Source organism: Pontibacter kalidii, assembly GCF_026278245.1.
Lineage (GTDB): Bacteria > Bacteroidota > Bacteroidia > Cytophagales > Hymenobacteraceae > Pontibacter > Pontibacter kalidii.
Window position 1 is genome coordinate 2,665,069 of record NZ_CP111079.1, and the last position, 25,025, is coordinate 2,690,093.

At 53.8% G+C, this 25,025-nt stretch carries 14 protein-coding genes; 7 read left to right on the top strand and 7 right to left on the bottom strand.

From position 1 onward, the window contains the following. The first annotated feature begins 491 nt into the window (after positions 1–491). The 6 genes from OH144_RS11410 to OH144_RS11435 all read left to right on the top strand — a co-directional run bounded on the left by OH144_RS11410 (position 492) and on the right by OH144_RS11435 (position 5,316). Positions 492–1,340 carry an AraC family transcriptional regulator gene (locus tag OH144_RS11410; protein WP_266202367.1) on the top strand — a complete coding sequence of 283 codons (849 nt, stop codon included), beginning with the start codon at positions 492–494 and terminating at the stop codon, positions 1,338–1,340. Positions 1,341–1,420: 80 nt separating this feature from the next. Next, complete coding sequence (locus tag OH144_RS11415) at positions 1,421–2,764, top strand: amidohydrolase family protein (RefSeq protein ID WP_266202368.1); 1,344 nt, start codon at positions 1,421–1,423, stop codon at positions 2,762–2,764. 11 nt (positions 2,765–2,775) lie between these two features. Then, entirely contained in the window at positions 2,776–3,447 is a 672-nt protein-coding gene (locus tag OH144_RS11420) for an ankyrin repeat domain-containing protein (protein WP_266202369.1), read from the top strand. A gap of 263 nt (positions 3,448–3,710) precedes the next feature. Next, positions 3,711–4,238 (top strand): Crp/Fnr family transcriptional regulator, encoded by a 528-nt coding sequence (locus OH144_RS11425; protein WP_266202370.1) that lies wholly within the window; start codon positions 3,711–3,713, stop codon positions 4,236–4,238. Positions 4,239–4,306: 68 nt separating this feature from the next. After that, on the top strand, positions 4,307–4,714 hold the full coding sequence (gene uraH, locus OH144_RS11430; protein WP_266202371.1) for a hydroxyisourate hydrolase: 408 nt from the start codon (positions 4,307–4,309) through the stop codon (positions 4,712–4,714). Positions 4,715–4,860: 146 nt separating this feature from the next. Beyond that, positions 4,861–5,316 carry a hypothetical protein gene (locus tag OH144_RS11435; RefSeq protein ID WP_266202372.1) on the top strand — a complete coding sequence of 152 codons (456 nt, stop codon included), beginning with the start codon at positions 4,861–4,863 and terminating at the stop codon, positions 5,314–5,316. A 420-nt stretch (positions 5,317–5,736) separates the two neighbouring features. Here the strand turns inward: OH144_RS11435 and OH144_RS11440 are convergent, their stop codons facing one another. Both OH144_RS11440 and OH144_RS11445 read right to left on the bottom strand, forming a co-directional pair. Further along, positions 5,737–8,118 carry a glycoside hydrolase family 95 protein gene (locus OH144_RS11440; RefSeq protein WP_266202373.1) on the bottom strand — a complete coding sequence of 794 codons (2,382 nt, stop codon included), beginning with the start codon at positions 8,116–8,118 and terminating at the stop codon, positions 5,737–5,739. Between the two features lie 195 nt (positions 8,119–8,313). Further along, positions 8,314–9,732 (bottom strand): arylsulfatase, encoded by a 1,419-nt coding sequence (locus OH144_RS11445; RefSeq protein ID WP_266202374.1) that lies wholly within the window; start codon positions 9,730–9,732, stop codon positions 8,314–8,316. A 278-nt stretch (positions 9,733–10,010) separates the two neighbouring features. Here OH144_RS11445 and OH144_RS11450 point away from each other — a divergent pair, with 278 nt between their 5' ends. Continuing rightward, a complete protein-coding gene (locus OH144_RS11450; protein ID WP_266202375.1) occupies positions 10,011–13,169 on the top strand; it encodes a glycoside hydrolase family 2 TIM barrel-domain containing protein in 3,159 nt (1,052 codons plus the stop codon). A 535-nt stretch (positions 13,170–13,704) separates the two neighbouring features. Here the strand turns inward: OH144_RS11450 and OH144_RS11455 are convergent. From OH144_RS11455 to OH144_RS11475, 5 genes are all read right to left on the bottom strand, one after another. Continuing rightward, positions 13,705–15,042 (bottom strand): DUF3472 domain-containing protein, encoded by a 1,338-nt coding sequence (locus OH144_RS11455; protein WP_266202376.1) that lies wholly within the window; start codon positions 15,040–15,042, stop codon positions 13,705–13,707. A 107-nt stretch (positions 15,043–15,149) separates the two neighbouring features. Next, complete coding sequence (locus OH144_RS11460) at positions 15,150–16,643, bottom strand: RagB/SusD family nutrient uptake outer membrane protein (RefSeq protein ID WP_266202377.1); 1,494 nt, start codon at positions 16,641–16,643, stop codon at positions 15,150–15,152. Between the two features lie 18 nt (positions 16,644–16,661). Beyond that, positions 16,662–19,664 (bottom strand): SusC/RagA family TonB-linked outer membrane protein, encoded by a 3,003-nt coding sequence (locus OH144_RS11465; protein WP_266202378.1) that lies wholly within the window; start codon positions 19,662–19,664, stop codon positions 16,662–16,664. Positions 19,665–20,175: 511 nt separating this feature from the next. Further along, entirely contained in the window at positions 20,176–21,861 is a 1,686-nt protein-coding gene (locus OH144_RS11470) for a RagB/SusD family nutrient uptake outer membrane protein (protein ID WP_266202379.1), read from the bottom strand. Positions 21,862–21,896: 35 nt separating this feature from the next. Then, a complete protein-coding gene (locus tag OH144_RS11475; protein ID WP_266202380.1) occupies positions 21,897–24,968 on the bottom strand; it encodes a SusC/RagA family TonB-linked outer membrane protein in 3,072 nt (1,023 codons plus the stop codon). Positions 24,969–25,025 lie beyond the last annotated feature (57 nt).

Consider the following 25,025-nt stretch of genomic DNA (forward strand, 5'->3'; position numbering starts at 1 on the left):
GGCGCTACTTTGAGGCCGGAGCAAGGTATAAAGTATAGCTTGCTAACGATATATACAACAGCTTAGATACATCTGCTGCATGAATTCGTGTCCTGGATGATCAACAAAGGCCCTGTACAAGTATAAAGATACTATAACAGCCATGCCAGTAGTGCACTAACAGCCATGCCAGTAGTGCACTCATTTACTTCTACCGCCCGACAGCTCAGTTTACAAGCAGGCTTCCTCTTCACTACTGGTCTGAATCAAGGTACACAAAATATCTTTCATTCCTGGGGCAGAAGGGATAAGGTTAACATTGGAACGTGAAAAACTAGCGCTGCCCCATCGTATAGTTTTGTGAAAGAGCATATAATTTAAAGCGGAGCCCCGGGACCATGCCGTTCCCCTACGCACCAGCAGCCACTTTATGCGGCAGTGGGTAGTCTCGGGAGCAAATTTTAGATGTGACGCTGTAGCGCTTAGTAAAATACTTAATTTAACTTACGGGTGTGAGTACAACAGACGACTTTCCTATACTTGGCTTACAGGAATTCCAGCCTGTTCTGCAACCGGACTACGGCCTGCAATACCTGGAGATACAGGGGGAAAGGCTTATTGAGAAGCCCCACAAGCACGACTTTTTTATGCTGCTTTTGTTCAAGCAGGGAAGCGGCACCCATACCATCGACTTTGAGGAGTATGCCGTAAAAAGCCACCAGTTACACCTGCTGCTGCCGGGCCAGGTGCACCGCTGGAACCTGGGGGAAAACACGCTGGCCTATCAACTGATGATCAGCCGCCCGGTTTTTGAGACCTTCTCTTCCTCGCTGGAGCTTTCGTTTGCGCTCTACCAAGGGTACCCGGTCATCAGCCTTTCCCCCGACGTCTTCCGGAAGCTGCAATACGAATTCCGGGCCATACGGGACGAGCTAAGTATAAAACCCGTTTACTGGGACATCATCAACCTCAGAAGCCGCCTGATAGCCCAATTGGTAAGCCGCGAGGCAGAAAGCAAGTATGAGATCCTGACAGTGTACCGGGCTGCGCCTGCGCTACGGAAGTACCACAGCCTAATAGATGCATATTATAAGGAACAGAAAACGGTTGCTTTCTATGCAGAAAAGCTTCATATCTCGGCGAACTACCTGAACATACTTTGCAAAAAGCATTTGCAGGTGTCGGCCATGTACTTCATTCACAACCGCATTACGCTGGAAGCCAAGCGCCTCCTGCGCGCTTCCGATATGTCTGTAAAAGAGATCGCCTTCGAACTTGGCTTCAGCGACCTGGCGTATTTCTCCAACTTCTTTAAGGGCCAGACCGGCGCCTCTCCCCGCTCCTTCCGGGGCCTGTTATAAAATTCACAAGTCTTGGCAGAAATCATGCATCTGCCCGGAGTATAAAAGGGAGTAACTTTGTTGCCATTAAATACAGCACCATGGCACCACAACGCATTACCCGCAAAGACTTTATCAAAAGCTCCTCCCTCCTGCTCGCCAGCAGCAGCATGCTGTCCTGCAGCAGTCTACTGGCAGGAGACCAGTCGGAGCGTGACGAAAAAAGCAAGTTCGCAGCTACCGGCAATTCCCTTACGTTAAAAAACGTGAGGCTGGAGACAGGCTTTGTATATGAGGAAGAGGAGGTGATTGCTACCCAAACCGGCTTGTTCACCCTCGAGATCAGCGAAGGAAGTATAAAAGCCATCCTGCCTAACAACCCTTCGGCCAACGCCATCGACGCCAAAGGCTTGCTGCTGCTCCCCGCCTTCAAGGACATGCACATCCACCTGGACAAAACCTTTTACGGCGGCCCCTGGCAGGCACGCCGGAAGAAGAACCGGACGGTAGAGGATATGATCGCCTACGAGCAGCAGGTGCTCCCGGAAATGCTCAACACCTCTACCGAACGGGCAGAGAAGCTTATCGAACTCCTGCAGGCACATGGCGCCAATTTTGCCAGGAGCCATGTCAATATCGAGCCGACTTCCAAACTCGACTCCCTGAAAAACCTACAGCTGGCCCTCGAGAACAAGAAAGATAGCTTTGCTGCAGAACTGGTCGCTTTTCCGCAGCACGGTATACTGCGTTCTAAATCGGAGCACCTGATGAAAGAGGCCGCCACCATGGGAATCGACTTTATCGGCGGGCTGGACCCCAACGCCATTGATGGCAACATGGAGGAAAGTATGGATTTTGTGGTGCAGCTGGCCCTGGACCATAACAAGGGCATCGACATACACCTGCATGAAGGTGGCCAGCCCGGCCTGGCCACGGTGAACTACCTGATTGACCGCGTAAATGAAAATCCCGTTCTGAAAGGCAAAACGTTCATCAGCCATAGCTTTGTACTGGCCAGGCTCGAGAAACCAACGCTGGAGGAAGTGGCCGAAAAGCTGGCCCACGCCGGAATCGGCATCATCTCGACCATACCTTTCGGAAGTATGATCATGCCCATCCCGACGCTTTACAAGTATGGCGTAGACGTGCGAACGGGCAACGACTCGATCGTGGACCACTGGAATACATTTGGATCTGGCAGCGTTTTGCAAAAAGCTAACCTGATGGCGCAGCTGTATGGCTATTCCACAGAATTGGAACTCTCCCGCTGCCTGAAACTGGCCACACACAACATCTTGCCCTTAGATGACCAGGGCAACCGGCAGTGGCCACAGGTTGGCGACACGGCTGACCTGGTGCTGGTAGATGCCAGCTGCTCGGCAGAGGCCGTTTCCCGCGTTTCACCTGTAAAATCGCTGATCCACAAAGGAAGCGTTGTCTATTAACCCCCTGCGCTATGTATACCCTGCTGTTATTATTTTCTTTTATACTTTTTGCCTCCTGCCACACAGGCACGCCCATGCAAACACCTGCAACACAAGACGCCATAATTAAAGCTGTCGTGAAAAGAAAACTGAATGTAGTGGCGGCAGCCCTGAAGGAGGGAGCCGATGTGAATGCAACGGATCATCAGAAAAGATCCCTCCTGCTTTTAGCCACACACAACAATGACCTGGAAATGGCGCAGCTGCTGGTAGCGCATGGCGCAGACGTAAACCAGCAGGATGTGCTAAAAGACAGCCCCTTCCTGTATGCCGGAGCGGCAGGGCATACGGCTCTGGTCAAGCTGTTCCTGGAACACGGCGCCCGCTTTGATGTGTTCAACCGCTACTATGGCAGCGCCCTGATCCCGGCCTGCGAACGAGGGCACCTGGAAGTGGTAAAGCTGCTGGCCAACACCAAAGGCTTCCCTATTGACCACGTGAACCGCCTGGGCTGGACGGCCCTGATGGAAGCCGTTGTATTGGGCGACGGCAGCAAGACCTACGTGCAGGTAGTGCAAACGCTGGTGGATGCCGGTTGCGATGTGAACATACCCGATAAAGATGGCGTGACGGCGCTGCAGCATGCCCGGGACCGGGGCTATACAAGTATAGCAAAGGTGCTGGAGGCTGCCTCCGGAAAGTAGCCCTGCCAGTAGAGCTGAGTTGATCCGCACATACCAGGCAAAGCACCTGTCAGGGCGGCAGACATTTCCCTGAGTTGGCTAGCATTGCGAACACCATTTCAGCAGCGTGTTCGTTCGTGCTCCCTGCATCATCCCCGCGATACAGCAAAAGCACTGCCTGCGCAGGTGGCGCAGCATAAGCAGAGGCACGTATACAACAAAACACGAAAGCAGCTATACCAGTGTATGAACTCTTAGGGAACTATCTGAGGAGCAGGACAAGTATGAATGCGTATGATCTGGAGATGGTGTATACGTATTTCAGGCCTGCTAAAACAAAACGCAACCAGCTCCTGCTCTCCAGCGGAGAGGTATGCCGGCATTATTATTTTGTAAACAAAGGATGCATCCGGATCTATACGATCCAAAAGGATGGCCGGGAAACGAGCCGGTACTTTGCTTTTGAGGGAAACTTTGGCACTGCCCTGCCCAGCTTTATTGAACAGGTCCCCGCGACTGAGTATATGCAGACCATCGAACGGTCCGAGCTGCTCAGCATCACGCGGGAGGACTTTCTGCATTTGATAGACACTATCCCTGCGTTTGCCTTTATCTACCGTCAGATCCTGGAACTGGGCTTTATCATGGCTCAGCAAAGGATCTACGGCTTCCAGGGTTTTGATGCATTAGAGAAAGTGAAGTGGATCATCCAGCATCAGCCCGATTTCCTGTTGCGCGTCTCCAATAAAATGGCAGCCTCCTACTTGGGCATCTCGCCCTCCACACTGAGCCGAACAAAAGCAAGGCTCTGAAAACGTTGCGCTACGGCAATGTTTTCCTGTTAAGGTGCTCCTACCTTTGCCAGCATAACCATACTACAATGCGACATCTGATCCTTACATTCCTTTTTAGTTTAGCCGTTACGCTTGCCTTTCCACAGGCACACACGCACCAGCTATCCAGCCACATTCTCGATGTTTCTACCGGCAGACCTGCAGCAGGAGTGCCTGTCAGGCTGGAGAAGCGGGATGAGCAGGCCAACAGATGGTTTTTGGTGGACGAGAAGACTACAGACAGCAACGGCCGCATCCAGGATTTCCTCGACTATAAGAAAACGGAGACCGGCGTCTATAAACTGACCTTTCTGGTAGCGGACTACTTTAAGCAGCAAAAAGCAGATACGTTTTACCCTTTCATCGAGGTGGTGTTCCAGATCAGGGATAAAGCGCATTACCATGTCCCGATAACCCTCTCGCCCTACGGATACTCCACCTACAGAGGCAATTAATCTACTCGTACTAACGACTTCATGAGCGGCGTGAAAGTTTTGCTTGATCATGCCTCCCATACTTTCGCGCGCAGTGTCAGCTGCCTTTCACCCTGAAAGCCTGCTGCATCGCGACTCGTCACTTCTTTCATTTTAATAACTACCCTATGTTCTCCAGACAACTTGTTTTCCTTTTTATACTTTCTATCGCCACCCTTTCTGCTTCCTGCCAGGACAGCAAAGACAAGGATGAAAGCGGCCTGAACCCTATCGACAACAGGTTGGTTGGCAAGTGGGACGTACGCTCTAAAACAGACACAGAAAAAGTGAAGGGTGCCGAGAAGGAAACCGACCGAGACGTATACCAGCCAGGTGAAAAGACGTACGAGTTTACCGCTGCTAACAAGCTCATCATTACAGACGGCTTTGGCCGGAAGCAAACCACTCTGCCTGTTTGGATGGTAGAAGGAAAGCTGTACATAGGCCAGTACCACCAGAACAAAGTGCCCTATACCATAACGTTTACAGAAAACGGGCTAAGATTGGTAAAGGAGGAAGAATCCCATGAGGATGGTGAGATAACTATGCAGCAGGAAGTGGTGGTGCTGGAACGTGCCCGCTAACAAAGCGTGGTGCCCTGGCCATACAAGCAAAAAATGATAACTCCTGGCGGCATGCTCATATTTTAAATAGCCAGATTTCGAGTCAAAAGTACATACCTGAAAGTGTGGGCACAGACAGCTAGCAATTAAGCCGCAGCGTGCGCAAACAAAAGGCTGAGGAGTACGGTGGAAATAGCATCATATATTCCGTGGTACTCCTCAGCCTTTTATACTTGTTACGAATAACGCCCAAGACTTGAAAGTGCTTCGTAGTCTGGGTTCAAAGTATAACCCACCTCCCCACCTTTGCTTAAAGGCCAGAAGCAGAGGTACGCTGCCAGATATGCTTTTATACTTTCTTAGGCCGGTAAACAGCCAGAAACCCGCCACAGAGCTTGCGCTAACTTTGGGCTCACACTGAAAAGCTAAATGCTATTTAAGCTATAGAAAGTTTTTCTCACTGACCTTCACGGTTTTTCCTGCTACTACTGGAACAGTTATCTGTTTCCCCTGATAGCTCAGGGTACACGCGCCGTCCTTATCCGCTTTTATACTTGCCTTGTGCAGTTTGCCTGCTTTCCACTGGATATCCAAGGTATAGCCGCCTCTTGCCCGCAGGCCTTTCACCTCTCCTGCCTGCCATACGCTGGGCAGGGCCGGCAGCAGCTCGATGGAGCCGGCATGCGACTGCAGCAGCATTTCGGCCACACCGGCCGTGGCGCCCATGTTGCCGTCGAGCTGGAAAGGCGGGTGGGCATCCAGCAGGTTGGCGTAGGAACCGGAGCCACTGGTAAAAGACTCTCCGTTTGATTTTCCTCCTGCCGGTTTAATCACCATTTTGTAAAGTTTGTGCGCCCGTTCCCCATCGCGCAGGCGTGCCCAGAAATTGATCTTCCAGGCCAGCGACCAGCCGGTACCCTCATCTCCACGCGCTTCCAGGCTTACCTGGGCTGCTTTGGCCAGTTCCGGTGTTTCCAAAGGCGAGATTTGCCGGCCCGGGTGCAGGGCAAACAGGTGCGAGACATGGCGGTGCTTATTTTCCGGGTCGTCCACATCCTCTTTCCACTCCTGCAGTTGGCCCCAGCTTCCGATCTGCGGCGGCAGGATCTGGTCGCGTACCTGCTGCGCCTGCCGGGCAAACGCCGCATCGTTCCCTAAGACTTTAGCCGCTTGTATGCAGTTGTTGAGCACATCCCAGGCAATCTGGTGGTCCATGGAAGCGCCACCCGAAATGCCGCCGTGCTCGGGCGAGTACGAGGGCGAGGACACCAGGTAACCGCTGCTGTCGGGGGTGAGGTAATCGATCCAGAACAGTGCCGCCTCCTTCATGACCGGGTATGCCTGCCGCTTCAGGTACTCTGCATCCTGGGTGTACTCATAGTGCTCCCACAGGTGCTGCGCCAGCCAGCCTGCTCCGCCAGGGAAAAAGCCCCAGGGCACTTCCCAGCCCGGCGCCGTATAGCCGTAGGCGTTGTTCATGGTGTTCACGATCCAGCCCCGCGTGTTGAAAAAATCTTTGGCGCTCTGCCTGCCGGGGGCCACCAGCGCTTCGGTATAGTCCAGCAAGGGCACGTGGCACTCGGCAAGGTTGGTCACCTCGGCCGGCCAGTAGAGCATCTGCAGGTTGATGTTGGTGTGGTAGTCGGCGGCCCAGGGCGGGCTGGTGCTGTTGTTCCACTTGCCCTGCAGGTTCATGGGCATGGTGCCGGGGCGCGAAGCCGAGATCATCAGGTAACGGCCATACTGAAAGTAGAGTATCTCCAGCCCACGGTCCTCGGCTCCTTCGAAGTAGTTTTTCTGGCGAACATCGGTTGGCACCTCGTTATACTTGTTCCCTTCTAATGTCAGCGCGACGCGGTTGAAAAGCGAAGTATAATCCTGCGTATGCTCTTTCAGGAGCGTGGCTATACTTTGGTTCTTCACCGATTCTAACCGTTGCGCCACTATGCTTTTGTAGTCTGTACCTTTGTAAGTGGGGTACTCCCAGCTGTAGTCCGTGGCGGCGGTATGAATAAGCTGTACCGATTTGGCATCGCTCACAACTACAGCCCCATGCTCATAGGTTACCTTTCCGTCCGTCACCACACGATAGGCCGTTTCGAACTCCTGTTTGTTGTCGTTTACGTGGCCACGGAAAGTATAAATCCCGTTCTCGAAGCGCTCCTCATCTTTCGGGTGCGGCGTTTTGTAGGTGATGGTATACTTCTCGGGACGGCTGGAGGTGAAGTGGTAGACCATCACGCCCTTGGGATAATGGCCAAAGTATAGACGCTCATACTTTGTCTTGCCGATCTGATAGCGCACGCTGCCGGTGGCCGTGTTCAGGTCCAGCTCGCGACGATAGTTTTGTGGCGTTGCCTCCCCATGTCCTAGTTTTACGTACAGGTCGCCCATCGTTTGCTGCGCCCCGTAATCGCCCCATTCGGTGCTGCCTTCCAGTTTGGCCGGCGGCGTGCCCGTCAGGTGCTGCTGCACCAGTTGATTCGCCTCTCTCAGCTTTCCCCCGCTGATCAGCTGCCGCACCTGCTGCAGGTAACGCCAGGCCTCCGGTTTATTGCCATAGTTATACTGCGGGTTCGAGTTTGGGCCGCCGGACCACAGCGAACCTTCCGAGAACTGCAGCTGCTCCTCCCCCACACCTCCGAAAAACATCACGCCCATGTAGCCGTTGCCGATCGGCAGGGCCTCCCGCATCCAGTCAGTGGCAGGTTTGTCGTACCATAGCTTCAGTGTTTTATTTTGCGCCAGGGCTGGCAACAGCAGCAATAGAAAGTATGGCAGAAAGAGAAGTGTTCTTTTTAAGGATGTCAGGTAATGTATCATCTACAGGCGTGTAATTACAAAGGGTTCATGGGCAAGATTGTCTAACTTATATTGTCATCCTGAAAGGATCTTGTGGGCAAACCCCTAAAGCCTGGCCTCCGGGGAAGTCGCCCTCTATTTCCACCAAGTTTCTTCCAGAATGACTGTATTGGCTATACTTTATAGTAGCCCTGTCTCTATACTTTCCGGTGAGAATTACTTAATCTGAAACAATGGGTTCTCGGCAGGCGTGCGCATCTGCTCCATGAGTTGCTCCAGTTCCTTTACCTTCTCGGGGTTAGCGGCGGCCAGGTTGTTTTGCTCCCCGATGTCCGTTTTTAGGTTGTAGAGCTCGGTGCGCTCCGGCTGTCCGTTTTTGTAGAAACGGATGGCTTTCCAGTCATCCTCCCGCACGGCCTGCTTAAAGCCACCCTCGCCAAACTCCCAGTACAGTGCCTCGTGCTGTGGCTGCTCTTCCTGGCCCAGCAGATCCGGCACAAAAGAGATACCGTCTATACTTTCGGGGGCAGCGCTTCCGGCCAGTTGGGTGAAGGTGGGGAGCACGTCCCAGAAAGCGCCGATGTGCGCGCTGGTACTACCGGGCTGTACTTTACCTTTCCAGTAGGCGATGAACGGAATGCGGATGCCGCCTTCATAGAGGTCGCGCTTCACACCGCGCAAAGGGCCGCTGCTCTGGAAGAACTCCATGGCATCGGCCAGGGTGCGGCCGCCTTCTATATGGGTGCCGTTGTCGCTGGCAAAGATCACGAGGGTATTATCAGCCAGCCCCTGCTGCTCCAGTTTCTGCATGATCTGGCCTACGTAGGCATCCACAGCGGTTACCATGGCAGCATAGGCTGCTTTTGTGTAAGGCTGCTCCCCATACCACTTCCCTGCCGGCTGCGCCGATTCGGGGGCAAAAACACTCTGCCCATCTGCCGTAAGGTAGGACTGCATGTACTCGTCCTGCACCTTCAGCTCGGCATGCGGCAGAGTATAAGACACGTAGAGGAAGAACGGATGCTGCTTCTGGTTCTCAATAAAAGCCAGCGCATCCTCCGTGAAAATGTCGTTCACAAAACTACCTTGGGGCACCGGCACTTTGGTGCTTTTTCCGTTGGCCAGCCGCCACAGGGAATCTGCTTTTTGCTTGTGCCCCTCCAGGTGGTGCAGATGGCCGGTAAAGAAATCCCAGCCTTGCTTCTCCGGCACCCCGGTAGAGCCTTCCAGCCCCAGGCCCCATTTGCCTACCATACCGGTCGTGTAACCGCTTTGCTGCAACAGCTTTGGCAGCGTGGCCTCTGTGGCGCGCATGGGCACCTCGCCATTCCCCCGGATGTACGTATGGCCCGTGTGCTGCCCTGTCATGAGCGCGGCTCTGGAAGGAGCGCAAACCGTAGAGCCGGCATAAAACTGCGTGTACAGCCGGCCTTGCTCCGCCATTTTCTGGAGGTGAGGAGTTTTAATGTTGCGCTGCCCGTAGGGTTCTATGTCGCCATAGCCCAGGTCATCGGCCAGTATAAAAACGATGTTTGGTTTTGCAGCGATTGTTCCTTCAGTTTCAGGCGCTGCGGTGCGGCAGGAGGATATGGCCAGGACTAAAAGTATAAAAATACTGCTCGTAGACAATTTCATCAGGTAAGAAAACATATAAGGTAGATCAAACATCTTCCGGCCGGTACAAGATCGCCGCAACAGGCATCTGCCTGCAGAAAGAAAGCTGAAAATAGCTATTAAAGGCAACTTGTTAAAATCCGGGACCACACAAACGCTTGCGTGACATTAGAGCGCCCGTGTCTGGTCCATTTTTTATACTTTCAGAGAGTCGAACAAACATAGCCCGCCGCTGCGCCGGCTGCCACCCAAGTATAATCATCATTAACCATTTAGTTCTTTTCTCACAATACTACACCATGCGTAAACTTTATGCGTTTTTATTCGCCCTGCTATTTGTAATCCCGTTGCAGGCACAGCAAGTACCCACCGAGGTGCTCACCCCCCAGATCGTAGAAGTAAACCGGATGCCGATGCGCGCTGTCTCCTTCGCCTTCGAAAACCGGGAGCTGGCCGAGCAGCGGCAGAAGGAAAAATCTCAGTATTTCCTCTCGCTTAACGGCACCTGGAAGTTTAACTGGGTACAGGACCCGCGCAAGCGCCCGACGGATTTCTACAAGACCGACTTCAACGACGCCCAGTGGGACAACTTTAAGGTACCGGCTAACTGGGAAGTGAACGGCTACGGACTCCCTATTTATGTGAACCACCCCTACGAGTTTGCCGGCCACGCCAAGAAAGGTGCCAAGCTCAACCCGCCCCACGACATCCCGGAAGACAACAACCCGGTAGGTTCTTACCGCAAGAAATTCACCCTGCCTGAGAACTGGGACGGACGCCAGGTCTTCATCCATTTAGGCGCCGTTAAATCGGCTTTCTTTATCTGGGTGAATGGCGAGAAAGTGGGCTACAGCGAGGACAGTAAACTGGCGGCCGAGTTCGACATCACGCCTTATGTAAAAAAGGGGGAGAACTTGGTGGCCCTGGAAGTATACCGCTGGAGCACCGGCAGCTACCTGGAGGCGCAGGACATGTGGCGTATCTCCGGCATCGAGCGCGATGTATACCTCTACTCCACGCCAAAGCTCGACATCCGCGACTTCAAAGTGATGGGCACGCTGGACGAGAGCTATACCAACGGCGTACTCGACCTGACCGCCGAGATCAACAGCTATAAGCTGGATCAGAAAACCATGCATAGCAAACCTGATACCTTCGCCATCGAGATTGACTTGGTGGATGCCGCCGGCAAAACCGTTTTGACTGACAAGACGCAGGACGTGCAGCGCGTGCTGGGCAATTATAAAAAGGAGGTGAAATTCCATAAGACCGTTCCGAACGTGAAGACCTGGTCGGCCGAAACACCTTACCTTTATACTTTATACATCACCCTGAAAGACAAAGACGGCAAGGTGCTGGAAGTGGTGCCGCAGCGCGTCGGCTTCCGCTCGGTGGAGATCAAGGATAAAAACTTTTTGGTGAACGGCAAGCGCGTGCTTTTGAAAGGCGTGAACCGCCACGAGCACAACCCGACCAAAGGCCATACTTTGAGCAAGGAAGACATGCGCAAGGATATGGAGATGATGAAAAAGCTCAACGTGAACGCCGTGCGCCACTCGCATTACCCGCCCGACCCGTACTGGCTGGAGCTTTGCGATGCGTATGGTTTATACGTGATTGAGGAAGCCAACATCGAATCGCATGGCCGTGGCTACGACCTGGCTTATACGTTCGGCAACGACAAAGCATGGCGCAACCCGCACTTCGACCGCATTTCGCGCATGTACGAGCGCAGCAAGAACTATACTTCGGTGGTGACCTGGTCGCTGGGCAATGAAGCCGGTAACGGCACCAACTTCTATGAGGCCTACGACTGGATGAAAGCGCAGGACTTCCGCCCGGTGCAGTACGAGCGTGCCGGCTGGGACTACAACACCGACATCATCGTGCCGCAGTACCCGAGCCCGAACTGGCTGACCCGCTTCTCCAAAGGCAACCCGGACCGCCCGCTGATCATGAGCGAGTATGCGCACATCATGGGCAACAGCCTGGGCAACTTCCAGGACTACTGGGACGTGATCGAGAAAGAACCTTACCTGCAGGGGGGCTTCATCTGGGAGTGGATAGACCAGGCCATCGACACGGTGAAGAACGGCAAGCGCATCATGGCCTATGGCGGCGACTTCCCGCTCAGCGGCCCGGTGGATGAAAACCTGAGCGACAACAACTTCATCGTGAAAGGCGTGGTAACGGCTTACCGCGGCCTGACGCCGATGGCTGTGGAGGTGAAGAAAGTATACCAGCACGTCAAAACAAAGTATAACGGCAACAACAGCCTGGAGGTACGCAACGGCTACTTCTTCCGCGACCTTTCCAACTACCAACTAAACTGGGAAGTGCTGGAAAACGGCAAAATCATCGAGAAGGGAAGTATAAAAGACCTCAACGTCGCACCGCAGCAAAGTATAGCGTTGACCCTGCCGCTCAAAAAGCAGCAAAAGCCGGGCAGAGAGTACTTCCTGAACGTGCGTTATACTTTGAAAAACGCCGAGCCTTTCCTGGAGAAGGGCTATGAGATTGCCAACGAGCAGTTTGCCCTGAGCCCTGCCCTGCAGCCGGCCGAGGTGGCCACAGGCGGAAAAGGCTCCCTGAAAGTAAGCGAGACAGGCGATAACCTGGTGCTGACCGGCAAGGATTTTACCGTGAGCTTTGACAAGAAGAACGGTACGATGAGCAGCTATACGTTGAAAGGCGAAACGCTGCTGCAGCAAGGCCCGAAGCCGAGTTTCTACCGTGCTCCTACCGACAACGACATCGGCGCCGGCTACAACAAATCCAAGCGCATGTGGCGCGAGGCCTACGACAATGGCAAACTGACTAACGCCACCTATAACCAGACTGCCAATGGCTACGAAGTGAGCTTTGAAAAAGAACTGGTGAATGGCGACGCCGCCTCTTCGCAGGTGTTTACCATCTACAACGATGGTACCGTGAAGGTTGACAACAGCATCAAACCACTGAAAGGCGACCACAAAGTGCTCTTGCGCGTGGGCAACGACCTGCAACTCAACAAGCAGCTGGAGCACATCGAGTTCTACGGCCGCGGCCCGTGGGAAAATTACTGGGACCGCAAGACCGCCTCTTTTGTGGGGCTGTACAAGCAAACGCTGGATGAGCAGTACTTTCCGTATGCCCGTCCGCAGGAAAGCGGCAACAAGAGTGATGTGCGCTGGGTAAACCTCACCACGAAAAAAGGGAAAGGCCTGCGCTTTGAGTTTGCCGACAGCCTGCTCAACTTTGCTGCCCTGCCTTACACCCTGCAGGACCTGGATCCGGAGCAGGACAAGAAGCAGTACCACTCCGGCGAACTGGAGAAACGCGACCGCATTTACCTCCGCGTAGACCTGCAGCAAACCGGTATGCAAGGTATGGACAGCTGGGGCAGCCAGCCCCTGGAGCAATACCGTATTCCGTACCAGGCTCACCAGTACAGCTACTGGATTAAACCGCTCCGATAACCCTTAGCTGGCAAGTATAACAAAGGCCGAAGTATAGCTTATACTTCGGCCTTTGTTTTTTATATCAACTGCAGCACTGTTTGACACTTCATCCCCTACCACCTTAGAAGCAGGCCACTTCATCCTCATTTTGTCATCCAGGAAGGATCTTGGTGGCCAGTAGCAGTAGCTTAACCTCCGGGGGAAGGGGCCCTCTATTTCCACCAAGTTTCTTAACAGAATGATAGAGACCTTTATGTACTTAATTTAAAACTCCGCTCTTTCGGATTTGCAATCCGAAAGTATAGGACCCGCGGATTTGTAATCCGCAGAGGCAGAGGTTTTAGCTATCAGCAAAAAGGCGGATTACAAATCCGCTTTTAAAAAAGCTCCGGATTGCAAATCCGGAGCAGCAGTATGGTCAGCAGTACGATAATTCATACAGTAGCAGAGGTCACTCCTATACGAAGCATGAGCGAGGACACTCGCGCTATAAATCCCGTAAGAGCACCTATTTTCAGTTTATTTTACACCAGCTTATACTTCCCGTTGCCGGCTACAAACTCTCCAAGTTAATCTCCGGTGCTTTGCCGGTGGCAGGTCGCTCAAACCAACTCCGCATAGGCGTGTAGTCGCTGAAGAAGCCGCAGTTGCGCAGGTAAAAACTGTTGCCCGATTGCCCGCCGCCATAATCCATCCGGTAGCCGACACGCGCGGTGTTGTCTGCCGTGAACTGGGCCCTGCTGAGCTCTATCCAGTTGCCCTTTACGTCGCGTGCCCACTGGTTAGAGAAAAGCACCTTGCGCTCCACATCGCCATACTCCGGGATAAAGTTCTCCAGGAAAGAGTGTGTACGCTTCAGGTAGGTGTATGTCTTGGGTCGCCGGAAACTGGCAATCAATAGCCACTCGTTTTTTTCGGGAGCGAAGAAATAGGCGGTATACGTGGTATGGTCGTCTCCACTCGGCTTGCCCTGCAAGAGGAATTTATAGGTGGTGCCGGGCTTCCAGTTATACTTCAGGAAGCTCTGTCCGCCCGAGCCTTCGTTGCCAAATTCGCCGGTGTAGACGCCCTCTCCCTTCTTGAGCAACTTTATCTTCTGGTCGTCAGGTATGCTGTTAGGATCATCGGTGTTAAAAGGGCTCCAGACAGAGAACAGAATGCGGCGCTCGGATGCAGAGTTGACCTGTATGCCGAAGTAGCCTTCCGCAAAGCCATTGGCCATAAAGTAGGACCCGATCACATCATTACCTTCCGGCACGGTTAGCTCGTTGTAAAACCATTCTACGTCTGTATTCTCCGGCAGCGGGTAGTTCAGGTGCACGGAAGGCCCCCGGCGGCCCCAGTAAAAGAAGTTGCCTTCGTTGCTCTTTACATAGGCCGTTTGCGCATCAATGGCCTCCCCGGCTAGTTTTATACTTGCTATGTCGGCAAAGTCGTTTCCCTTTTTGGTGATCCCTTTGATGGTGAAGGCCACATAGCCGGTATCAGCCACCTGCCACTCTCCCACGTAATGTTCCTGCAGCGTGCTACCCTGGGCTGATACCGCCTTTGTTTTCCCCAGCGCTTCTACCTGTAGTTTGGTTTTTCCTTCGGGCACCCGCAGGTTCAGCCATACTTTCATAGTTCCTGGTTTGGCTACCCGGGCGTAGGTGGTAAAGTATACTTGCGGATCAGACCAGCCGGTAATGCCCTGCTCTTCAATTTGTCCTCCTGCCTTCTCTTTAGTGGATTTCCAAGTGTTGCCTGCCATCGGCACGACAGCGGTATTGGCTGCGGTGGTTTCCGTGGCAGTTGGGGTAAGGTTGGATGTTGAGGCAACCGGTGTCTTACAGGCCATCAGCACTAGAGCCATACACGCCATGCTGAGTTTATACTTTGTCTTAAGGTACATTCTTATACTTTGGGATTAAAAATATGATCTTCATAAACACAGGTGGACAAGCTCCCCATACTTTGGGTGCTTATCCACCTGCATCATTTACTTTATACTTTGAGTAACTACGGGTTCTGCTCCAGTTTCGGGTTCAGGATAATTTCCTGCTCGGGAATGTAGTATACCACACGCGGGTGGGTGTACGGAATCTCCTGCGTGTTCGACCCGGACGGCAGGTGCGTGCCCGGGTAGTTGCGAACCATCGTGCGCTTGTTGCGGAACACGTCATACTTGCGCTGCGCTTCCCAGGCCAGCTCCAGGCGGCGTTCGTCCAGCACCACATCCAGCACCGAGGTATAGCCCATCATGTTGGAGGCCGAGAACAGCGCCTCGCCGGATAAACCAGCTCTCCTGCGGATCAGGTTCACATCCTCCAGTGCCGCCTCGTTGTTGCCCAATTTGGCATTGGCCTCGGCGCGGTTCAGGTACATCTCGGCCAGGCGCAGGTATACTGGCGAGCTAAGCGTCACAACCCCTTCCTGATAAGAATACTTGGTGATGTAGTATTTCTGATAGCCGTTTCGGCTTGCCAGCACCGGATTACCATCTGCTCCTTTTTTAACAGAGCCGTCAGCGTTTTTCTCATACACCGGCACGATAAACTCCCGGCGCTTATCCCCTTCAAATTTATCGATCAGGTTGCGGTAACTCTCCGAAGCGTACATCTCGCCGTAGCCCATGCCGTCGTTGAGATACATGGAACCAAGCGAGCCCCAGGTCTGGTCGTCCTGCAGCGTGTGCTTGATGGCAAAGATGGTCTCGCGGTTGGTCTCGTTGGCGTAGGTGAAGTAGTTCGGCAAATCAGCCGTTGGCAGCAAGGTATAGCGACCGGAGTTAATCACCAGGTCGGCGTACTCAATGGCCTTCTCGTTGTTCTCCATGTATAAGTATACCCTGGATAAAAGAGCCTGGGCCACCTCTTTGGAGGCAAAGCTGCTGTTCTTCGTGCTGCCCATCAGGCTCGCCGCCTTCTCCAGGTCCTGTATCACAAACTCGTACACTTCCTTCACGGAGCTGCGCGGCGGCAGGTCGTTAATGTCGGTGTTGTTGCGGATCATCACCCCCGGCGAGGCTCCCCCATCCTGCGCGTAAGGCCGCCCAAAGATGTTCACCAGATCAAAGTGCACCATGGCGCGCAAAAAGTAGTTCTCGCCCAGCACCTGGTCCAGCTCCGCCGACTGCCCCTCCTGCAGCTTCTCGATCACCACGTTGGTGCCGTAGATCGCCTGGTAAGCCTTCCGGAAGAAGTTACCCGTGATGCTCATGGACGTGAGGTGCTGGTAGTTGTAGGCGTAGAACAGCGGGTCGGTAGTGGTGCCGCTCAGGGCCACGTTGTCGCTGGGGTACTCGGCCAGCATGTGGAAATTACGGGTGTAATAACTGTCTTTGATGTAGTTATAGTTGCCGATGGTGGCCGCCTTCAACCCCTCGGGCGTGCCGGTGGTCTGATCAATGGTGAGGCCGTCGTATGGCTGTACTTCCAGGTCATCTGTACAACCCGAAAGCACTACTGCACTAAGTATGGCAGGGTATATATACTTTCTGAATTTAAATTTCATGGCTCAGTAGTTTTAGAATTAAAAGTCGAGGTTAACGCCGAACATAAGTTTCTTGCTGCCCGGGTAGCGGGTGGTGGAGTAACCGGAAGTCAGGTCCACCTCCGGGTCCATACCAGAGAAGTCGGTCAGCGTCCACAGGTTGTCGCCGCTCACAAAGACGCGGATGTTCTCTGCTTTTATTCGGTTGGTAACAGCCTCCGGCAGGTTGTAAGACAGCGTGACGTTGCGCAGGCGCAGGTAGCTGCCATCCTCCAGGTAGCGTGAGGAGACTTTGTTAGAGGCTTTGTTGCCGTTTAGCACCGCCTTCGGATGCGTGGCCACATCGCCTTCTTTCTCCCAGCGGCTCCATCCATCCTGCAGCACCATGCTGTTGTAAGTAGGATAAGCCCCATCAGCATCGAAAAGCTCGCGGTTGTAGTTGTACACTTTGTTGCCATACACAAAATTCACAAAGGCAGATAAGGTGAAGTTCTTGTAAGCAAAGGTATTACGCATACCGCCCGCAAACTTAGGCGTTGTAGTGCCGGTGTATACTCTGGTGGCGCTGTTGTAGGAGTTGGTTACCGTGTCCTGCACAAAGTTGCCGTTGGCATCATACTTCTTCAGGAGCCAAAGTGGGTCGCCGGTGGCTGGGTCCACTCCCTTCCACTCGCGCATAAACCAGGATCCGATAGCCCTGCCTTCCTCAATACGCTGGCTGCCCTGGTCGATCGGCTGCCCGTCGTAGAGTTCCAGCACTTTGTTGCGGTTGAAGGAGATATTAAAGTCTGTTTCCCAGGCAAAGGCCCCCTGGAGGTTCTCAGTGCTCAACTCAATATCCAAGCCGCGGTTTCTAACCGAGCCGATGTTCTGGGTCTGCCAGTAAAAGCCGGTGGCCGAGGAAAGCGGCACCTGCTGCAGGATGCCCTTGTTGGTTCTGTTGTAGAAATCCAGCGATAGGTCAACTCTATTGAACAGGCCGATTTCCAGTCCCACATCAAAGGTATGGGCTTTCTCCCAGGTCAGGTTCGGGTTCACGAGGCGGCGCGGGAAGCCCCCCGGCAGGTCAGCATACTGCACGTTAAACTGGTACAGGTCTACCGCCTCGAAATCACCGATGTTGGCGTTGCCGGTGGTACCGTAGCTGCTTCTGAGCTTGAGCAGGCTTATGGTAGAGGTCAAGCCCTGGAAGAAGTCTTCGCTGGAGATAGCCCAGGCAGCGCCCACGGAGTAGAAGTCGCCGAAGCGCTTGTCGCGGCCGAAGCGGGAAGAGCCGTCGCGCCGGTAAGAAACGGTGGCAAAATAGCGGCTGTCAAAGTCGTAGTCCACATTCAAAAAGCCCGACATAAACTTACTCTCGGTCTTATACCCGCCAATGTTCACCGGCGTCGCCACGGCATCGAGCACCTCCAGGCCCGGAAAAATGCCCTGCCCCGAAGCGTTCATGCCATCGGTGTAATTCTTCTGGTATTCAGCGCCCAGAATACCGCGCACACTATGCGAGCCAAACTGCCTGTCGGCGGTCAGCAGGTTAGAGGTCAGGAAGCTGTTGCTATAGCCATAAGAGTTGCTCAAAGAGCCATTGTTTGCCTTGCCGCCGGGCGTGCGCGAGTCGTTGTTCGACTCATAGCGCGAGTTACCAGTGGAGTAGCGGTTGGTGGTAGCGAAAGCCAGCCAGTCAGTAATTCTATACTCCAGTTTCAGGTCCCCATCCAACGACTGGCCCCGGCTGCGGTTGTAGTTATACTGGCTGGTGTACAGAAAATTGCTCTTGTCGCGGCCGTACCACCCTACGGTGTTGGCGTCCACATACCGGATCGTGCCGTCCTCATTGTAAGGGTTATCCCAGGGCATGTTGATGAAAGACTGGTAGATGGCGCCCGAAGGATCGTTGTCGCGGTTGGAGAACTGCGTATTCACCCGGGCCGTGATCGTGAAGTGGTCGTTGATGTCGTGGTCGATGTTAGCCCGGAAGTTAGTTTGCTCATAGTTGGTGTTTACCACCGTGCCTTCCTCCTGAAAGTAATTGCCGCTGATGTAGAACCTGGTTTTCTCCGATCCGCCGGATACGGAAAGCTGGTGGTTGTTGGTGATACCTGTGCGGAAGGCCTCGTCCAGCCAGTTGGTGTTTTCGGGCTGCGTGGGCAGCACACCGCTCGCAAAATCCCCATAGGTCAACGGAAAGTTCTTGGAAGTCAGATAGGCGTTGATATCGGCTTCTGACGGGTTAGGCGTTGTTTTGCTTAACGTAGCGATATGGTTGTTGCGCTTGCCGGTGTAATCGTTCTGGTACATCCGGTTGGTATAATCGAAAAGCTGCTGGCCGTCCATTACCTCAAAGTTTCCGGTAGTGCGTTGGCTCACGCCGGTGGTGCCATTGTAAGATACCCGGGTTTTGCCGGCCTTGCCCCGTTTGGTGGTGATCACAATCACGCCGTTGGCCGCTCTTGAACCGTATAAGCCTGTCGCAGCGGCGTCTTTGAGCACGGTTATACTTTCAATGTCTGTCGGGTTGGCCGTGCCGCCAATCACACCATCCACTACATACAAAGGATCAGCACTGGCTGAAATAGATCCCGTACCCCGAATACGCACTTTGGGTGCCTCCCCCGGCTGTCCGCTGGCACTGGACACCGTTACCCCGGAGGCCTTGCCCTGCAGCATGGTAGCTGTGTTGTTGGTGGTCACGTCGCGCAGTTCCTGGCCACTCACCACAGAGACAGAACTCACCAGTTCGGACTGGGACTTACTGGAGTAGCCTACTACCACTACCTCTTCCAGGCTTTTGGCATCGGTCTTCATGGTCAAGTTGACGCTGGTCTGATTGCCTACCGGTACCTCCTGCGTCAAATAGCCGATATAAGAGAAGACGAGAATATCTGTGGGGGCGGCGGTGATGCTAAAACCACCATCTGCTCCGGTAGCCGTTCCCGTGGGGCTATTCTTCACCACCACCGTTACCCCGACCAGCGGCTGGCTTTTCTCATCTACTACCCTGCCACTCACCTGTCGTTGCCCCTGGGCATTAGCTATGTCAGGCACACTAAAAATACAAAACAAACATAGCAGCACCGGCAGCACTGGCATGGTCTTTAGGTCCTTTATCTTTTCCAGATAGGGTATCCGAAAAAGAAGCGCCCTACCTCCTTGGTAAATCTTGCTCATACTTCTCATAAAGGTTAGTGGTTTAGGATTTGACTTAGAAAATAATTTAATGTGCACGTAAACACCAGGGTTAACTTATCATAATACCACGGTAATCACAAATCTTTTATAGATTAAAATATGTGCAAACGTTTGTTAAAGCCTCACTTATAGCTTCCCGTAAAGTCTCTAACCCCTTCTGGTTCTGATATAACAGATAGCTCTCCGGCAGAAAAACCTATTCTGAAGGCAACTCAAAATAATACAAGTTTAAACAACAGTCTTCGATATGCTGCCTCCCCAGTGATCAACTAAAGTATGGCTGCATAAAAAAAGCGGATGGGAACCGTTTCCGGCTCCCATCCGCTGAACTACTTCAATTTTAAGCTAAAACTCTTTTCAGGGAGGATTAGTAACCAGGGTTTTGTGTCAGAATCTGGTCGCTCAGGTCAATCTGCGATTGCGGCACCGGCATCAGGTACAGCTTATCATACCAGGTTCTGGTTTGCACCAGTTTGTTCCGGATGTCGTAAATAGTCCCCATCACCTCCGGAGCAATTTCCCAGCGACGGATATCCATGTAGCGCTGCCCCTCCAGGGCCAGCTCGATGCGGCGCTCGTTGCGAATCAGTTCGCGCAGACTCTCTTTGCTGTTGTATACGGCCTCATCCACAGGCGGCATGCCAGCTCTTTGGCGCACCTCATTCAGCGCGGCGTACACGGTCGCATCCGGGCCGCTGTACTCGTTCATGGCCTCGGCATAGCTTAGCAGCACCTCCGCGTAGCGCAGCAGGATGATGTTGGCGTGATTGGCGATGTTCTCCCGATGCGCCTGCGGGTCTACCAGCTTGCGGAAGTTATAGCCTGTCTGGGAGTTGTTGCTTCCGCCGATCTGCCAGGTAAACGTATAATCGTCTTCCAGGGCATTCCAGGGGTTTCCGTTGAACATGATGGAGGCATAGAAGCGCGGGTCGCGGTTCTTGTACTCATTGGCAAAGGCAGGATCCTCACTCAGGTATAAATCTGCCCGAACCTGCGGGTCGAGTATATTGGCTGGGCCGCCGGTCTTAAAGTTGCTATAGGCGTTCACCAGGTCCTGTGTGGGGGTAACGGAGCTCCAGCCATTCAGCACGCTTGGCGGCAGGTAAGTGTTGTTCCACTGCGGATCCACCTGCATGATAAACTGGTGGTCCAGGATCACCTCACTGTTGCCCTCATACTGCTGCTGGAAAAGCTTTTCGTAGCTGCGCAGGCCCAGACGGAATCTTTTTTCGTCTTCTTCACCGGCAAAATCAACCCATGTGGCATAATTGTCTTCCAGGTCCTTGTCGGTTTCCTCGTTTACCTTAAACAACGTATAACCCAGTCCCATAACCTCCTGGGCAGCATCAGCGGCAGCTTTCCATTTGCTGGCGTCACCTGCGTTAAAGCGGGGGCTGGCCTCGTTGAGCAGAATACGGGCTTTCAGCGCAAGCGCGGCGCCTTTGGTAACCCTGCCCTTCTCGCTTGAGTCCCCTCCCCCATAAACGACAGGGAGCGTTTCGGCAATCTCAGACAGTTCGGCGAGCAGGAAGTTTACCACATCCGTACGAGGAGTGCGCGGCACATCCTCTTCGCCGGCACCCAGCGTACTGGTAACCAGCGGCACATCGCCAAACCGCACCACCATATCCCAGTAGAACCATGCGCGCAGGAAGCGGGCCTCCGCCTTAAAGCGCTCCCGCAGGTCAGCATCCATCTCAATTTTATCGGCGTTCTCCAGCAGCTGGTTGGCACGGCGGATGCCGGTATAGCCCCAGCCGGCGTTGGAGTTGGTGTTGATGGTACCGGCCGACACTACCGTGGCTGTGCTTTCCCAAGGGTACTGCGCATAGGCGTTATCCGTGCTGCCGTCGTCATAAATAATGTCTTCTCTTGTCAGCTGGCTGTACACCGCGTTCAATGCCTTGGACAGGTCATCCTTCGTTTTCCAGAATGTCGCGTCGGAGATCTGGTTCTGCGGCGGCCGCTCCAGAAAATCGTCGTTGCAGGCAGTAGTAAGCAGGAGCCCGGCAAGCGCTCCGGTATAGGTGAGATATTTTATACTTCTTTTCATGATATCTTGTGTTGGTAATGATGAAGCCATCAATGTTAGAATTTGGCGTTGACACCGAGTGAGAAGGTTTTCAGGCCCGGGTAGCCTCCACGGCCGGAGCCAAACTCCGGATCGTAGTCACTGAGGCGCTCATCCCCCATGATGGTGAAAGGGTTATTAGAGGTAGCGTACACGCGTAGCGTCTGCATGCCCAGCTTGCTGCTCACTGTCTCCGGAATATTATACCCCAGCGTAATGGCCCGGATGCGGAAGTACGCGCCGCTGAAGAGCCAGAAGGAGGATGTATTATAGTTATGCGAGGCATCGGCACTGATGAGCGTGCGCGGGAAGTGCGCGTTTGGATCCGGATTCTCAGCCGTCCAACGGTTTTCATAGGCTTTCTTGATGTTGGCTCCGTTGAAGAACGGGTAAGCCGCCTCTGCTTCCAGATAGGTGTCCACATCAGCCACACCGTACGTAATCACGTTCAGGTCGAAGCCTTTGTAGGAGGCGCCCACGTTAAAGCCATAGGTCATCCACGGCACGTCGTTGCCCAGAATCACACGGTCGGCCGCGTCAATTACCTCGTCTCCGTTGATGTCGGCATACTTGATATCACCGGGCTTGGTGGCAGCGCTTTGGAAGGCGTGCCCCTGCACGTCCTCTTCATTTACAAAAAGGCCCTCGGCACGGTACCCGTAGAAGGCACCAACCGACTCGCCTACACGCTCTATCCAGTAACCGTTGATGCGCTCTTCCACACCACCCAGACTCACGATCTCGTTCTGGATCTTGGAGAAGTTAGCCCCAATGGTATAGGTAAAGTCAGTCCCGATGGCGCCGTTGTGCACCAGGTTCAGTTCTATGCCTTTGTTGCGTGTCTCGGCTGCGTTCCGGTAGGGAGCAGCCAGGCCATAAGTAGCCAGCACCGGCAGCTGCATCAGGATACCCTCTGTGTTTTTGATGTAATAGTCGGCCACTACATCCAGCTTGCCGCGGAAAATGGAGAAGTCCACACCGAAGTCAGTCATGTATACTTTCTCCCAGGTTGCCAGCGTATTGGCACCTGTGCCTTGCCAGGCCCCATCCACCGGGTTCCCGTCGAAGTTATAGGCATAGCCCGTGCTCAGCAGCGAGTAGTAGTTGCCCGGCGGCACCACGTCCTGGTTGCCCAGCGCACCCCACGAGCCGCGTAGCTTCAGGTTATCGATCCAGCTGATGTTTTTGATAAACGGCTCTTCAGACAGTCTCCAGCCAGCTGAGAAGGAAGGAAACACTGCCTCGCGCTGGTCGGGGTGGAAGCGGGAAGAGTAGTCGGTACGCAGGGTACCTTCGAATAGGTACTTGTTCTGGAAATCATAATTCACACGCCCGAAGAAGGAGCGGATCGCCCACTGCGTCTCAGCGGTACTGTTGGCGCCTGACACAATATTCTCCGGACTTGCCGAACCGGTGCCAACCGTCGTCATCTCATCGTTCGGAAAGTTCTTGCGGCCCATAAACGCGGTGCGGTACACGTTGCTCTCCTGAGAGGCACCCACCATGACCTTGCCTGTGTGCTTGCCAAAGGTGCGCTCGTAGCTGGCCGTTCCCTGCGTCAGGATTTCCTGACGGCGGCCCCAGTTCTCCTGCATCTGGTTCACCGTCACGGCCGAGGCACTCATCGGCTGCTTCGTTGTAAAGTCTACAATCGGGTCCATCGTGCTGTTAAAGGACCAGTTCATCAGGTTGGAATATTTTAAAGAGAAGAGGCCGTTCACTGTCAGGCCTTTCAGCGGGGTCAGGCTGGCGTTCGCCGCCGTTTGCAAGTAGTTGTTACGGGTCCAGCTACTGCCGCCCTCCTCTATCTTGCGCAGCTGGTTTCTGGCGGCCGTGTTGGCATTGGCCGAACCTCCGCTTATTGAGCCCCAGCTTCCGTCCGAGTGGCGCGCCACTGTCACCGGAAGCGAGCGGTTGAGCTCTGTCCAGCTAAAGCCTGCCCCCTCCGTATCGTAATCCTGGCGGATAAAGGAGATGTTGGTTCCTATCTTGAGTATCTCCGGAAAAACATCGGTGCTGGTATTCAGTTTTACGCTGTAACGGTCCATGTCCTTGCCCGGCAGCAGCGACTGCTGGTTAAAATAGGACGCGCCCAGGTAATAACTGGTGTTCTTGCCGCTGGAGGACACATTGAGATTGATATCGCTCTGGGGTGCTGTTTCGCGCAGCACCAGGTCATACCAGTCTGTATTGGGGTACATGTCCGGGTCACTCCCATTGCCGAGCTTCTGAATCTGCTCATCCGTGTAGGTCGGGGCCTTGCCGGCGTTTGTCATCGCCTCGTTGTGGAACCTGGCATAGCCTACGGCATCCATATACTCCGGCAGACGCGTAGGGGATTGCCAGCCATAATTGGCGTTAAAGCCGATCGTGGTTTTCTCGGTATTCTTTCCTGTCCTGGTCGTAACCACAATCACGCCGTTCGCAGCCCTCGAACCATAAATGGAGGCGGCGGAGGCATCCTTGAGCACCGACATGTTCTCAATATCGTTCGGGTTCAGGGCGGCCAGCTCCGTGTCGGAGGCCGGGATACCATCTATAATGATCATTGGCCCGGGTGAGCTCAGGTTGGTACGTCCGCGCACGGTAATCGTGCCCACACTGCCCACATCACCCGGTCGTTGGATCACCGTAAGACCAGGGGCTACCCCCTGCAGGGCGTTCTGTACAGAAGTAACAGGCCGGTCGGTCAGTTGCTTGGTATCTACCGTGGCCACCGAACCGGTTACGTCTGCCCGCTTCTGGGTGCCATAGCCTACTACCACTACCTCTTCCAGGCTCTTGGCATCAGGCTTCATGGTCACGTTGATGGTGGCCTGGTTACCTACTGTTACTTCCTTCGTCTCATAGCCGATGTAAGAGAACACCAGCACATCCGTGGGCGCAGCAGCAATGGTAAAGGCGCCGTCCATGTTGGTGGTGGTGCCTGTGGTGGAGTTCTTAACTACCACGGTCAGCCCGATAAGGGGCTGGTTCTGCTCATCCACTACTTTACCGCTTACCCGTTGCTGCGTTTGGCTGTAGCCGGTTTGAATGGTAAGGAGGAAAAACAGCGCGCTTAATACTAAAGAGAACGCTGGTACGGGCATGGTACACCTTTTTTGTAGCGAGTAAAGTCTCCTGCCCAGAAGGACTTTTCCCTCTCT